This is a genomic window from Pseudoalteromonas sp. S8-8, assembly GCF_000497875.1.
GTDB lineage: Bacteria > Pseudomonadota > Gammaproteobacteria > Enterobacterales > Alteromonadaceae > Pseudoalteromonas > Pseudoalteromonas arctica.
This window is the reverse complement of sequence record NZ_AUTR01000043.1, coordinates 96681-111637: the sequence shown is the minus strand read 5'-3', so window position 1 is coordinate 111637 and position 14957 is coordinate 96681. Positions and strand designations below refer to the sequence as shown.

Below are 14957 nucleotides of genomic sequence, written 5' to 3'. Positions count from 1 at the left end.
TTAACGAATTAAAATAAAAAAAGAGCTATTTAGCTCTTTTTTTTTATGTTTAATAAAGACATCAATTGATGCCTTTATATTATAAATTTATGCTTTTAAGGCTTTATCGCCTCGGCCAATGCCAACAGCACCAGAACGTACAACTTCAATAATATCGGTTTCATGGCGAAGTGTGTCTAAAAACGATTCTATTTTGTCTGTACTACTCACTAGTTGCAGGCTATAGCTTTGTCGGCCCATATCTAAAATAACACCCTGAAACACATCAACTACGCGGGTAACCGCTGCACGTGTCGTCTCGTCTTGAGCAAATACCTTAACAAGCAATAACTCTCGCTCAATGTGACTCATTTCTGTTAAATCGATAATTTTAAGCACGTCGACTAATTTGTTAACTTGCTTTGTGATCTGCTCAACCACTCTGTCATCACCCATGGTGGTAATGGTAATACGTGATAACGACTGATCATCAGTTGTGCCAACAGTTAGGCTGTCAATGTTGTATGCACGTTGTGAAAAAAGCCCAACAATACGCGACAGTGCACCTGGTTCGTTTTCTAATAGAATAGATAAAATACGACGCATTATGCTTTTACTCCTTTACGTAACCACATCTCATCAATGCCACCTAACTTGATTTGCATTGGGTATACATGTTCTTTCTCGTCTACAAGAATATCTAAAAAGACTAAACGATCGTTTATGCTCATAGCTTTATCGATTGCAGGTTGTAACTCATCAAGTGTGTTTACTTTAATACCCACATGCCCGTAGCTTTCAACCAACTTAACAAAATCAGGCAGTGAGTCCATGTAAGATGATGAATGACGACCGCCGTAAACCATATCTTGCCATTGGCGTACCATACCTAAAGAGCGGTTATTGAGTGATACAACTTTTACAGCTAGGTTGTACTGCAAGCAGGTAGATAGCTCTTGAATATTCATTTGAATAGAGCCATCACCTGTAATACACACTGACTCTTTATCAGGAAAGGCTAATTTTACGCCCATAGCAGCAGGTAAACCAAAGCCCATAGTGCCTAGGCCGCCAGAATTTATCCACTGACGAGGATGCTTAAATGGGTAATATTGCGCTGCAAACATTTGGTGCTGTCCAACGTCAGAACTTACGTAAGCATCGCCATTAGTGGCTTTATAAACAGCTTCAATAACGGCTTGTGGCTTAATTTTGTCGCCATCTGTGTTGTAGCTTAAACATTTTTGTTCACGCCAGCTGATAATCTGGCGCCACCAATCTTCTTGCGCGCTGCGATCTATTTTAATTGGGCTTTTATCAATACCCGTTTGTAGTTGTTCAAGTACGGTTGCTAAACAACCTACAACTGGTATGTGTGCTTTGATTGTTTTTGAAATTGAAGTTGGATCTACATCTACATGAACAATTGTGGCATTTGGACAAAACTTTTTAACGTTATTAGTTACCCTGTCATCAAATCGTGCACCAAGCGCTAAAATCACATCGGCGTTTGCCATTGCTTTGTTAGCCTCAAGCGTACCGTGCATGCCTAGCATACCTACAAAGTTTGGATGCACACCTGATATGCCGCCAAGCCCCATTAGTGTATTGGTAATGGGCGCATTTAACGACTCAACTAAATGCGTTAATTGCTCTGACGTATTTGAAATAACAATACCACCGCCAGAATAGATAACCAGTTTTTTGGCCTCTAGAATAGTTGTTACCGCTTTACGAATTTGTTTTGAATGCCCTTTAGTATTAGGGCTGTATGTTCTTAGCTCTGTTGTTTTAGGAAATTCGTATTCAAACTTTATAGCAGGGTTAAGCATATCTTTAGGAAGCTCAACTACAACAGGTCCAGGACGACCTGTACTGGCTATATAAAAGGCTTTAGCTAAGATTGTTGGGATTTCTTTAGCACTTCTACAGTTAAAGCTGTGTTTAACTATAGGGCGAGAACAACCCACAATATCAGTTTCTTGGAATGCATCGTCACCAATTAAACTTGTAGGCACTTGGCCTGACAATACAACCATAGGAATTGAATCCATGTAGGCTGTTGCAATACCCGTTATACAGTTTGTAGCGCCAGGGCCTGAGGTTGCAAGTACAACACCAACGTCTCCAGTAGCACGAGCATAACCATCAGCCATATGTGTGGCAGCTTGTTCATGACGTACTAATATATGCTCAATATCATCTTGCTGAAAAAGTGCATCATATAAGTCTAAAACCGAACCACCGGGGTAGCCAAATATGTATTTTACCTTTAACTCTTTTAATGCCTGAACTACTAGTTCAGAGCCATTATATTCTTGTTTGCTCATCCTCATTCCTCTGTGCGCTTTTTTTATGCATAAAAAAACCCCCGCGTAGTGCGAGGGTTTTTAAAAAGCAGTATCACCTTTTAATACATCCCCGCTGGGCTTATAACTAAGACCAGTACGAGTACGACTAAAAGGTTAATTTGTGTGTTCATAGTTTTTACTCTACTTAGCAAAACACTGCTTTTAAATTAAAAATTCTGTATAGGTTTATTTTTAAGGGTTTTGAACCCTTATGTCAACCTTGAAAGTGGTTTTTTGCATTTTAAATTCGTTTTGTAGCTTTTTTTAATTTAAATCTGCAGAAATGCTGTATTTAACTGAGTTAACTAGCAGAAATTATGCGTTTTAGGTTGTGTGTTTGATTTTAGTTATAAAAGAGTGTGAAAGACCATTAACTTTTATTGCACATGTTAACTATATGTTTTTATCGCATGTTTAAATTTCTATTATTAGGTATGATTACTACATAATTATGTTTGAGGAAAAAACAGTGAAAAAAGTGACGTTAATTGCGCTTTTAACTACGCTATTAAGCCCTATGGTAGCGGCTAATAATTTAAGCCCGCATGATGTTGGTATAACTAACGAAGAACGTCTTTTATATTGGCTTAAAAAAAGAGACCAAATATCCTCTAGTGAGTTAGATAGTTCATTTAAGTCATATATGAGTAACAAAGAAGTTGCCAATCACTCAATTAAAAATGGCTTTAGGCAATTTAAATCCTCCTCTACGGATTTTTCAAACACAAATAAACAACAAGCCGCTTTTTCAACGTCGCTAGTGCCTGATCAAAGCGTTAATGATGTAAAAGTGTTAGCTATCTTAATTGATTTTCCTGACCTCAAACATGACGATAATCGACTTGTAGAGCAAGACACAGACATGTTTTACGCTGATTATTCAACTGAACACTATCAGCAAATGCTTTTTAATACTCAAGGTTATGCGGGCCCTGATGGACAAAGCTTATCAACGGCTACAGATTATTATAAAGCAGCATCTGGTAATAGCTTAAACTTTAACGGGCAGGTATATGGCTGGGTAACCGCTGATAGCAATGCAAAAATATATGGTGAACGCCAAGGCAGTACACGTGATAAAAATGCGCCCGCTTTAGTCAAAGAGGCTGTGGAGAAGGCGGTTGCAAAGTTTAATATTAATTTAGCGGACTATGATTTAACTGATTTAGATGATGTTGATGGCGATGGCATCCTCAACGAGCCTAATGGAATTATTGATCATGTAATGATTTTTCATTCAAGTATTGGTGAGGAGTCAGGTGGCGGTTACCTAAGCACCGACGCTATTTGGTCGCACCGCTACTATGTATTTGATGAAAATAGTGGGCCGAGCGAGATTGCAGGCAGCAGTATTAAACTCTTTGGTTACACAATTAATCCAATTGATGCTGGGATTGGCGTGGTGGTACATGAGTTTGGACATGACTTGGGATTATTGGATGAATACGACTTACAATCTAACACGGTAGGTGAGCCTGTTGCGTCTTGGTCAGTTATGTCGACAGGAAGTTGGGCAGGTTCGCCACGAGGTTCAGAGCCTGTTATGTTTAGTCCTTATGCGCTTGAATATTTACAAAATCGATACCAGGGTAATTGGGTTAATCAGCTCACGCTTGATATGGATGAGATAGATGCTAACGCACAGCAAACATTAATTAATACTGCGAGTACTTCACAACTACAAAGCCAAATAAAAATAACACTGCCATCTCGACTCGAAAAATTTAAAACGCCAGTAGAAGGCGATTTTCAATACTATTCAAATACGGGCGACAATGTTAGTAACAGCTTAGTTAATACAGTAACGCTACCAAACACAACTGAGGCACTTACTTTAAGCTTTATTGCTTATTATAGTATTGAGCGCGACTATGATTTAGTACAGGTAAAAGTAAATGGGGAGCCTATTGCTAGTAATTATACCCAAGCAATTAACCCATACTATGGTGACATTGGTCCGTATATATCAGGTGATTCATTTTTTAATAGTGATGCTAAGCAGCCTAACGGCTATTTAACTCATAAGTTTGATTTATCAGCTTATGCTGGGCAAATAATTGATCTAAAAATTGAATACATAACAGATGCGAACACACATTATTATGGTTTTGTTGTGGATGATATGCGTATTGAGCAAAGTGATACCTTAATTTGGCAAAATAATGCACAAGATCAAATTAACACCGAGTTTAATGGCTTTGAAAAAATAGGTAGTTACACATATGCATCGCCATCACATTACTATTTACAATTGCGTTCATACACAGGTGTTGACAGTAGTTTGCAAGCAGAGCAGTACTCACCGGGATTATTATTGTGGTATAGCAATGAATCTCAAGCCGATAACAACACGACAGAGCATCCAGGTAGTGGTTTTGCATTAGTGGTAGATGCTGATCAGCGCTCGATAAATAAAGGCAGTACGCAAACTCCGGCTGCTTCAGCAATTCAAATTCGTGATGCTGCTTTTAGTTTATATCCACAGCGAGCTGGATTAGGTGATGATGATTTATCAGCTATTACAGAGTTTACTGATAAAACCGACTATAGCTTTTCAGCGCAACAGTCATCGGGCGTTGCCCTCCCACAGGTTGGCTTTGGGTTTAATATTATAAGCCAGTCAGCTGATAGTGAAGATATAGAAGTAGAGCTTAATTACGATGTTACTAAAGGTATTAATTTTACCAAAACAGGTTTAATCGTTAATTTTAATGTAGAAGGTTTTGCACTCACGCCTGCGGATAAATTCACGTGGAGTTTTGACGATGGTAGCTCAAGCACAGAGTTAACGCCTAGTCATGAATACCAAGACTATGGCACCTATAGCGTTGAGTTTATAGCAAGTAATGATACTTCACAGCAAGTAGCGGTTGCTCAAGTTACATTAGTTGAGCCATTATCTGTAAATGAAATTGAATATGAAATAAACCAAGGAATATTAACAGCTCAAGCTTCGTTTACAGGTGGAGTTGCACCGTATACTTATAATTGGCAGCTAGGGGATGGAAGTACTTTAACGACGCAATCGCTCACTTATAATTATTTATACTCTGGTGATTACCAAGTAACGCTTACAGTGACAGATAACGAAGGCACGGAGCAAACTAAAGCAGTTGATGTAACTGCAACTGTTCCGCTTAGCATAGACGCAAACGTTACAGTAAATGATTTAAGCGCTCAATTTAATGCGCAAGTAACCGGCGGCTTTAATAGTTATACTTACAGTTGGGATTTTGGTGATGGCAGTGCGGTATCAAACTTACAAAACCCAAGGCATACTTATCAAACTGACGGGGCATTTAGTGTAACGTTGAATGTTACTGATACTCAAACAAATGATACTTTTGCTAAAGAGTTATCTCTTACAGTGCAAAAGCAACAAAGTAGTTCGGGTTCAAGTGGCGGATCATTGGCAGGTTTATTAGTGTTATTACTTTTATGCTTACCTAGGATAAAGCGCAGCTAGCAAATAAAAAAAAGCCCGCTAAATTAGCGGGCTATTTAAATTAATAACAAATATTAATTATAAACGGTCAATTACTGATTGAGTGAAATCAGTTGTACCGTGGCTGCCGCCTAAATCGCGAGTTGTACGGTCGCCAGATTTAATTACATCAGCAACAGCACTACGAATACGCTCTGCTGTATCGCCCATATCTAAATGCTCAAGCATTTGGATAGACGCTAAAATTACAGATGTTGGGTTAGCTAGGTTTTTGCCAGCAATATCTGGTGCACTACCGTGTACAGCTTCAAAAATTGCAGCGTCTTCACCAATGTTAGCACCTGGAGCCATACCTAAACCGCCAACTAAACCAGCACAAAGGTCAGATAAAATATCACCAAATAAGTTAGTCGTAACAATTACGTCAAACTCTTCAGGTGTCATTACCAGTTTCATACACGTTGCATCAACAATCATTTCATTTGATTCAATTTGTGGGTAACGCTCAGCTACTTCACGTGCTACTTTTAAAAACAAACCAGATGTTGATTTTAAAATGTTAGCTTTATGAACAGCAGTTACTTTTTTACGACCTTCACGTACCGCTAGCTCATATGCAAAAGTTACGATTTTTTCTGCGCCTTCACGCGTAATTATCGATTTTGCTTCTGCTTCATTACCGTCTTCACTTACTATTTGGCCTGCACCTGAGTACATACCTTGCGTATTTTCACGAATAGTAATGATATCAATATCGTCGTAACGCGCTTTAGTGCCAACAAATGATTTAACAGGGCGTACGTTAGCGTATAAACCAAATTGCTTACGAAGTGTTACGTTAATAGACGTAAAACCTTCACCTACAGGCGTTGTTAATGGGCCTTTAAGAGTGATTTTGTTTCTAGCTATTGTATCAACCGTGTCTTGTGGAAGTAACTCACCTGTTTTTTCAAGTGCAGCTAGGCCAGCATCAACAAATTCATAATCAAAGTCGCAACCTGCGGCTTTTAATATTTCAAGTGCTGAGTCGATAATGCTCGGACCGATGCCGTCGCCTTTGATCACTGTGATGGTTTGTTTGGCCATTGACTTTTCCTTTAAAGAGTTTGATTTGCACATAAATTATTACCCTGAGAGAGTAATCGCTTGTTAGATCATTTATGTGAACGTGCTTGAAAATTTAAGGGCGCATTTATATCAACTTATCACCCATTTTGCTAGTTTATACAAGAAATACTGGGTATACACCAAAGTTATAATGGGTATAAAGACGTTAAATAGGGCCCCATAAATTAAATACTATTAAATAACGCGAGAGATTCTAATTTTTGATTAAAATCAGTTGGGTTTTGCCAATTTAGTATTTTCAGTTGTTCGTTTAATGTTTGCAGTTGCCACGCTGTTAGCGCGAGTTCTGGTTTAAAAACACTCTGAGCAACAATTTTAAGTGTGATCCAGAGTTTATGAGAATCAGTTAAGTGTTTTTTAGGTGTTTGCTCTGCTTCTAAAAGTGCCGTTGTCCATGGGTTGTCACTTAATAAATGAGTAAGCTGTTGCGTTAGTTGCTCGTTATTAATTGAATCTACTCCAAAAAATGAGCAAATAGGGGCACTCAATGTTTTATTTGGTGTGTCGTCAATCAGCGTTTTACGAGAAAGCTGTGTACTGCATTGCGTTAATAAAAAATGAGCATAAGCATATAAAGGTAATGTAATGTGTTCAAACTGGTCATGTTTATTTTTACTAACTAATAAGGCCATTATTTTCACTAAGCCATTTAATCTGTTAGTAACGTAGGCTTGCAGAGGGTGTGGGGTGACATTAACTAATTGCTCAAAAACAACTCTTTGAATTATCGCAGGCGCATTATAATAACCGACCATCGATAAACTATGCTTTAAGTCTTTAGCGGCCTGATGCTCCTTATTATAAGGTTTTACTGCCTCACATAAATTAGCAACTACCTGAGGGTGAGCCGCCATTAGCTGGCTTAGCCCTTTATAGCTATATTCGTGCTGTGACTTAATATTACTTATTAGTTCAAGTAAAGACTGTGCTTTATCAACGTCAACCACACTTTTTGACTTAACATGTTCACTGTTAAACACTTTGAAGCTAATGGTTTTATCAGCGCAATGCCATTGTTTTGAGTTGTCGTTAAGCGTTGCTTTAACGCTAAACCAAGCCAATTTATTTGGATTAGCGGTACTAATTAAAATATGTTTTTGCTGCGCATCAGTCGCTAAATAAATCATGGTTTGCTCGGCATAAAAAACGCGGCTTCCCGGTAACAGTGGCCCCAAATGGGCTATAAGTGATTTGATTAGCTGCAGTGCAAACAAATTTGGTGTGCGAATGTACAAGTCAGTAAGTGCTTTAAATAAACTCATGTGTTTATTAGCCGTATTACTAGTAATGTTCATACTAATAATATTTGCTAAAGCAATTAGTGTTATGCCCCCATCGTAAAGCATTATTTTAGGAGCACTTACCAATGCTTGTTTATATTTACTTAACTTAGCTAATAATTGCGTAACGGGTTTGGCAGAATCGCCACTGGATAACATTACTTTTGCAGCTAACTGATGACGCATTTTCCATATGTTTTTATCAGAGTCTTGAAAAGGTGTTTGCTCACAGAGCTTGTTTAATTGCGCTCCAACACATAAATGCTCAATGAGTGAAGCCGTTATGTATAGCTCGCTTAGGGCATTGTTATAGTGTTGAGATTTACAAAGTGCAGCGGTTATTACACTCTGACTAACAACTAAGTTGGTGGCATAAGAATAATTAGGATTATAAAGTGTTAAACGAGCTTGTAATGCGAATGGCTGTTCACTATAGAGCACTCTATATTGCTCAGCTAGCTTACTTGCCATGGGGTATAAGGCTGTCCATTTTTGTTTATTGTTATAATAGCTTAAAAACAGCTGCGTATTATTAAGCAGCTGCTCTAAAGTAGTTGAAACAGCTTCATCCATTAAACCTTCACCTAATTTTGTTCTTGATATTTATTATATGCACTAGGACCCCATAAAAATAGCTGCCCATTTTTAAATAATAACCCAGTACATTCATCCATAGTGGTTATACCGTCAGATGTTTTATGCTGTGTGCGGTAAAAAACAATCTGAAATACCTGTTCACCATCTCGTTTGGCATAAGTAAGGTCGGGGCTGCCTAAATAATCAAGCACAGTATTTAGTGTTGTTGGCTGCTCAAGTGATAGTTTTTCGATATAACGTTTATTAAAAGCTTCTCGGTCTTGCCAGATCATAGCCTGAGGATCGTCTTTATAAAAAGTGATCACCAACGCTGCTATCAGTGCATATAGCCCTAAACCTAAGATTAAATATCGGATAAATTTTTTCAATATGGTTTACTCTGACTCCGGTAACTAATAATAGTATACGTTTTGTAATGTTTAGAGGCTATTAACTTGCGACTAATTAAGTCTTAACTGCTTTAAACTAAAGCCTAAATTTATATCGGTGCGTAAACTAACCAAGTGCTTTGAGATTACGTACATATCCATATTAGCGGCTAACTTTGCTTTAATACTCGGGCTTAGAGACTCATCTTCGGCCGCATGCTCAATTGAATTATAGTTATTAACTATTTGCTGCGCAGACTTAGTACCTATTCCTTTTACTCCCGGAATATCATTTGTTTTATCGCCCGCTAATGCCCAAAAATCAACGAGCTTATTTTGCTCAACACCAAAACGCTCTTTTATACTTGTCTCATCTAAATAGAGTTTTTTAAAGTAATCATAAACTGTAATGTAGGGGCCTAAATAGGGTAAAAAACCTTTATCAGTAGAAACAACAGTATTAGCTATTTGATTATTTGATGCCTTAAATGCAAGCGTTGCAATAATGTCATCGGCTTCATCGTTAATAGGCTCAAATACAACAATACCAGTTTCTTCTATTGCGGTTTTAAAGTGCTCTAAGGCATCTTTTAGCACTTGAGGCATTGGGGCACGGGAGTGTTTGTAGTCTTTATAAAAATGATAACGCCAGCTTTTGTCACCATCAAATACCGCAATCGCATGGGTTGCATTGCTTGTATCTAAAAGCTTTTTACACGCATGAGCTACACGTGCACAGCACGTTTGTATCATTTGTTCATCGCTGTGATGTTTTTGATTTGCGTCAACGGCGTAAATGCGCCTAATTAAATTAAGCGCATCAATAAGAAGTAAATGGGGTTTCAAACTATAAAACTCATGCTTTTATTTTGTAACACGGAATGTATTTGCTGCCAGGGAGTTTCATACGGCCTTGATCAACAAATGCTTGTAATAACGTATCCATATTTTCCATAAGGGCAGGCTCGCCACTTAAAATGTATGGACCGTTTTGCTTAATGGCTTTAACGCCTTCGTCTTTTACATTTCCAGCTACAATACCTGAAAAAGCTCTGCGTAAATTAGCCGCTAATAACTGCTTTGGTTGATCAAGGTGTAAATCAAGACTTGCCATATTTTCGTGTGTTGGGGCAAAAGGTTGTTGAAAATCGTTATCGATTTTTAACGTCCAGTTAAAGTAGTAGGCATCGCCTTCACTTTTACGGTAATCACGAACATTAGCCATAGCCGATCTTAGCTTTTGCCCAACTAACTCAGGATTATCAATAATAACTTCAAACTTATCTAATGCTTCTTTACCAAGCGTCATTTCAACAAATTCACACAGCTCTTTAAAGTACGCTTCACTTTCTTTAGGGCCAGTTAAAATAACAGGTAAACATTGTTTGGTGTTATCTGGATGAAGTAATATGCCTAATAAATATAGCAATTCTTCAGCAGTCCCTGCGCCTCCAGGAAAAATGATAATAGCGTGAGCTGTTCTTATAAAAGCTTCAAGGCGCTTTTCAATGTCAGGTAAAATAACTAATTCGTTAACAATAGGGTTTGGTGGCTCTGCAGCAATAATGCTTGGCTCTGTTAGGCCTAAGTAACGGTTATTGGTATTGCGCTGTTTTGCATGGCCAATAGTGGCACCTTTCATTGGGCCTTTCATGGCACCAGGGCCACAACCAGTACAAATATTTAATCCACGTAAGCCCAGTTCGTAACCTACTTGTTTTGTGTATTTATATTCAACTTCGTTTATTGAGTGTCCGCCCCAGCAAACAACCATACTTGGTTCGCTATTAACACGCAAAGCACCTGCATTTCTGAGCATATCGAATACCATATGAGTAATGGCTTTTTGCTCTTTTAAATCTTTTTCGTATTTTTGACAAATAAACAAAATATCGCGAATAACAGAAAATATATGCTCGTGAATTCCGGTAATTATTTCGCCATCAACAAATGCGGTTTCGGGTGGGTTTTCAAGCTCAATTTTAATGCCTCGTTCGCGGCTTACTAAACGAATATCAAAATCTTTGTATTTGTCGTATATATCGCTACTTTCGTCGGTATGGCTACCTACATTAAGCACTGCTAGTACGCAGTTTCTAAATAACTTATAACGCTCACTAGCAGAAGATTGCTCTAATAAATCAACTTCTAATTGCGACAGTAAATCTAAAACCCCAGTTGGGTTTAACTGTATTAACATAGACGTTCTCCTTACTGCTAAATCGTAAAAAACTACTTGTCATAAAATTTATAATGGCTATGACATTATTTACTGGTACAAAGTCTATCTCGTCCTGAATTTTTGGCCTCGTAAAGAGCATCATCTGCTCTATCAAATGCCTTTAACAGAGTATCGCCTTTTTTAAACTGAGTTGCACCTACCGAGATTGTGATCTCAATTTGTTTTTCTCTAAATTTAAAAGGTATATTTTTAATTACCTTTCTTACTTTATCCAGAGGTAATGTTGCGTTTTCAAGCGACACACCTGGCATTAACAATACAAATTCTTCACCGCCGTAACGCGCTATAAAATCGGACTTTCTTACCGATTTTTGCAACGCTTTTGATATAACCTGTAAGGTAATGTCACCTGCGGTATGGCCAAATCTATCATTGATAGATTTAAAGTGGTCAACATCAATAACCGCAAGCGTAACATCTGATGGCTGCACATTAAACAAATGCATTTCGTGATTGTAACGTTCATCAAATGCAGCTCGGTTAGGCAGTTTTGTAAGCCCATCAAGTAAACTTTTAAAGCGCTGTTCGTTTAAGCGTTTTTTATACGTTGTTAACTTATCTTCTAAAGTAACAATTCGTTTGTTTATTTCACTAAAGCTAGTGCTAAGCATTTCTCTATCTTTTCGTTCTAACTTTTCTTTTGCTAGAAAATCTTCGCTTAGTGATTTTAATTCGTTATCTACAAGTTCTTTTAAAGATGAGATTGACGTTGCTTTTTGTGTTTGTTCGTTGAGGTTTTTTATTTTTAGTTCAATGCTTTTATTCAACGAATCAAACTCAATACTCATCGATTCTGAGTGTCTACTAGTAGAGACAATAGAATTATGTAGATCTTCGAGGGTTTGATTTAATGAAACTAAAAAGCTTTGTGCAGATTTACGCTCTTTGCTAATGTTTTTTACTACGACTTCAATTATGTTAATCGCAACATCGAGTAATGCATCGATTGTGTCACTTTCTGTAATATTATTTTTTATACTATTAATTTGTAGTGTAGCTTCTTCTTCAAGTATAAGTTCGTTAGCCAGCTCAAGTAGTTTTTTTGCACGAGCTTGTTTTACAGGGCGCTGATTATCGGCTTGAGGGTCTTGCTTAGTTAGCAATGCTTCATGATAAAAAAGAATAAGTTGATCAAGTAGCGGAATATAACCATGGGTTGATTGAACGTTATTAATCTCTTGATCGAGTAAATTTCTCAGGGCTCTGCGAGTATCGTCAGGTAAACCTTTAGTTTTTTGTAACTGTTTACCTGCATTTTGTACACTGTTGAATAAATCACGTTGCTGAGCTTGCTGAATCGATTCTTGATTTTTAAGTAATATCAAAGTTTCACTAACAAGGGGAGAGAGGTCTTCAAAGCTCATACCTTTATTGAGTGCACTTCTAAATTTAGCAAGGCGATTATCTAACTCAATATCAAGCCCTTTACAGCTTAGCGAAAGTTTAGCTGCAAAGTCGCACAAAATATCCACTTGATGTTTGCGTGCACTCTCAATAGCCATACGAGCATCAATTGCTTGTTTGAGTTTTTTATCTGTTGGATTAGATCTTTCAGACACCTAAGCGTACCGCCATCAAATTAATTTTATTATCTTCAGTTTACAACAAATTTTTATTATGTGTAGTTATCTAGTAAAAAACTTAGAAATTTTAATAAGCTACTACGTATAAACTCGTATACGGGGCAATTTGTCGTATTTAATTCACTTTTAAATAGGGGCTTGCTAGTCTTGCAGGCAATTAAGTTTCCACTAAGAGTTTCTATGAAAAAGTTATTAGCCCTATCTATTTTAGCTGCATGTTCAGCACCTGTATTTGCCGATGTAAATTATTCTTTAGAAATCTCACAACCACAACATCATTTAGGCGATGTAAGTGTTGAGTTTCCAAAAACAGCGCAAGCACATCTTGATATAAAACTTCCTGCATGGCGAACGGGTCGCTATGAAATGCTAAACCTTGCCAATGGCATTCGTTACTTCAAAGCTAAAGATGAAGATGGCAAAGAGTTAAAATGGGAAAAAATTGATCACAGTACATGGCGTGTACACCTTAATGAGCCAACCGAAGTTAATATTGACTACCAGGTGTATGCAAATGAGCTTGGTAAGCGCGCTCGCCACATTGACGACAGCCATGCATTTATAGATGCATCAGGCTTTTTTATGTTTAGTGAATCATTCCGCCAAGAGCCAGTAACCGTTAATTTAGAGGTACCTAAAAAGTGGCGCTCTGTATCGGGTATGGATAATTTAAAAGGCAAAAATTCATTTAAAGCAGCAGATTACGACGTACTTGTTGATTCACCAATCGAAACGGGTATTAACCAACTACACACATTTGAAGTAGATGGCCGTGAATACGATTTAGTTATATGGGGCGATGGTAACTACGATGTAGAGCAAGTGCTTACCGATCTTAAAAAATTAGTTGCCACTGGTAATGTAATTTGGGATGGCTATCCGTATGAACGTTATGTATTTATGGTACATGCTACGTCGGGTGCTGGTGGTGCAACAGAGCATTTAAACTCAACAATTATTCAACGTCCACGCGATAGATTTGGTAGCCGCGAAGATTACCTAGCCTTTATTAGCACCGCTGCGCATGAGTTTGTTCATACATGGAATGTTAAAGCATACCGCCCTCAAGGTTTAGTGCCGTACGATTACACTAATATGAATTACTCTAAACTGCTTTGGATTGCAGAGGGTTCAACAAGTTATTTTGAAGATCATTTAATGGTTCGCTCTGGTATTGAAACCACAGATGAATTTTTTAAAGTGATGAGTAAAACCATTAATCGTCATTTACAAACACCGGGCCGTGAAGTGCAAAGCGCAAGCGAAACAAGCTTTGATAAATGGATTAACCAAGGTGGCGATCATGCACGTAATTACAGCACTAATATTTATTCAGAAGGTTCATTACTTTCATTAGTTTTAGATATCGACTTGCTAGAAAAAAGCCAAGGTAAAATAAGCTATCGCGACGTACACAAAGCACTTTATAACAATCATAAAATGCCAGCTGGTTTTACAGATGTAGATGTACTTAATATCTTAAAAGATTTAACAGGGCGTGATTACTCAAGCTGGTGGCAAGAAAATGTTGAGTCGCCTGCAAGTATTAACTTTGACGACTTACTTACTAAAGTAGGCTTGAAATTTGAACGTCCTGAAAAAGCAAAAGCCCTTGCAAGCATTGATGCTACCGCTAAAAACACCGGCGAGTTACTTACGTTAAGTTACGTTCGCCGTGGTGGCAGTGCGTGGAAAGCAGGTTTAACTACCGATGATAAAATAGTCGCTATAAACAAACATCACGTAGGTAAAGATTTAAAAACTAGCTTAGAAACGTTTAAAAAAGGCGATAAAGTAACCATTGACTATCTTCGTCGCGATGCTCTTGAAAGCTTAACATTAGTACTATCAGAAGATTTTGATAAGCCTAAAAAAGTAGTTGCTGATAAAGAGGCAACGCCTGAGCAAAAAGCACTATTCAAAGCATGGATTGGCGTGGAACATCCAAATGATGTGACAAAAAAATAAATTCAGTTTTTATAGC

The 14957-nt window shown here is 37.7% G+C and carries 10 protein-coding genes; 2 read left to right on the top strand and 8 right to left on the bottom strand.

The window, feature by feature from the left end; translation table 11 throughout:
* Window positions 1-87: 87 nt before the first annotated feature.
* A complete protein-coding gene (gene ilvN / locus L659_RS0115075) occupies window positions 88-585 on the bottom strand; it encodes an acetolactate synthase small subunit (RefSeq protein WP_007580691.1) in 498 nt (165 codons plus the stop codon).
* Window positions 585-2309, bottom strand: coding sequence for an acetolactate synthase 3 large subunit (locus L659_RS0115070; protein WP_010552970.1), 1725 nt, complete (start codon window positions 2307-2309; stop codon window positions 585-587). The genes ilvN and L659_RS0115070 overlap by 1 nt, the downstream gene beginning before the upstream one ends.
* Before the next feature lie 490 nt (window positions 2310-2799).
* Between L659_RS0115070 and L659_RS0115065 the strand changes: the two genes are divergently transcribed.
* Window positions 2800-5796 (top strand): immune inhibitor A domain-containing protein, encoded by a 2997-nt coding sequence (locus L659_RS0115065; protein WP_024591080.1) that lies wholly within the window; start codon window positions 2800-2802, stop codon window positions 5794-5796.
* Between the two features lie 57 nt (window positions 5797-5853).
* Here L659_RS0115065 and L659_RS0115060 read toward each other — a convergent pair whose 3' ends face one another.
* The 6 genes from L659_RS0115060 to L659_RS0115035 all read right to left on the bottom strand — a co-directional run bounded on the left by L659_RS0115060 (window position 5854) and on the right by L659_RS0115035 (window position 12949).
* Window positions 5854-6861 carry an isocitrate dehydrogenase gene (locus tag L659_RS0115060; RefSeq protein ID WP_007580684.1) on the bottom strand — a complete coding sequence of 336 codons (1008 nt, stop codon included), beginning with the start codon at window positions 6859-6861 and terminating at the stop codon, window positions 5854-5856.
* Between the two features lie 206 nt (window positions 6862-7067).
* Complete coding sequence (locus tag L659_RS0115055; RefSeq protein WP_024591079.1) at window positions 7068-8756, bottom strand: hypothetical protein; 1689 nt, start codon at window positions 8754-8756, stop codon at window positions 7068-7070.
* A gap of 11 nt (window positions 8757-8767) precedes the next feature.
* Window positions 8768-9151 (bottom strand): DUF3192 domain-containing protein, encoded by a 384-nt coding sequence (locus L659_RS0115050; RefSeq protein ID WP_024591078.1) that lies wholly within the window; start codon window positions 9149-9151, stop codon window positions 8768-8770.
* Between the two features lie 69 nt (window positions 9152-9220).
* Window positions 9221-9994, bottom strand: coding sequence for a flap endonuclease Xni (gene xni / locus L659_RS0115045; RefSeq protein WP_007580680.1), 774 nt, complete (start codon window positions 9992-9994; stop codon window positions 9221-9223).
* Window positions 9995-10004: 10 nt separating this feature from the next.
* Window positions 10005-11348: a nucleotide 5'-monophosphate nucleosidase PpnN gene (gene ppnN, locus L659_RS0115040; RefSeq protein WP_007580678.1), complete on the bottom strand. Its 1344-nt coding sequence runs from the start codon at window positions 11346-11348 to the stop codon at window positions 10005-10007.
* A 65-nt stretch (window positions 11349-11413) separates the two neighbouring features.
* Window positions 11414-12949: a GGDEF domain-containing protein gene (locus L659_RS0115035; RefSeq protein WP_007580677.1), complete on the bottom strand. Its 1536-nt coding sequence runs from the start codon at window positions 12947-12949 to the stop codon at window positions 11414-11416.
* Window positions 12950-13153: 204 nt separating this feature from the next.
* Here L659_RS0115035 and L659_RS0115030 point away from each other — a divergent pair, with 204 nt between their 5' ends.
* The gene (locus L659_RS0115030) at window positions 13154-14941 is read left to right on the top strand and encodes a M61 family metallopeptidase (protein WP_024591077.1); all 1788 of its coding nucleotides are present in this window, start codon (window positions 13154-13156) and stop codon (window positions 14939-14941) included.
* Window positions 14942-14957 lie beyond the last annotated feature (16 nt).

What these genes read in the sequence shown, in the direction of transcription:
- ilvN (WP_007580691.1), bottom strand. Translation starts at nt 585, where the DNA reads ATGCGTCGTATTTTATCTATTCTATTAGAAAACGAACCAGGTGCACTG.
- L659_RS0115030 (WP_024591077.1), top strand. Translation starts at nt 13,154, where the DNA reads ATGAAAAAGTTATTAGCCCTATCTATTTTAGCTGCATGTTCAGCACCT.
- L659_RS0115060 (WP_007580684.1), bottom strand. Translation starts at nt 6,861, where the DNA reads ATGGCCAAACAAACCATCACAGTGATCAAAGGCGACGGCATCGGTCCG.
- L659_RS0115055 (WP_024591079.1), bottom strand. Translation starts at nt 8,756, where the DNA reads ATGGATGAAGCTGTTTCAACTACTTTAGAGCAGCTGCTTAATAATACG.
- L659_RS0115070 (WP_010552970.1), bottom strand. Translation starts at nt 2,309, where the DNA reads ATGAGCAAACAAGAATATAATGGCTCTGAACTAGTAGTTCAGGCATTA.
- ppnN (WP_007580678.1), bottom strand. Translation starts at nt 11,348, where the DNA reads ATGTTAATACAGTTAAACCCAACTGGGGTTTTAGATTTACTGTCGCAA.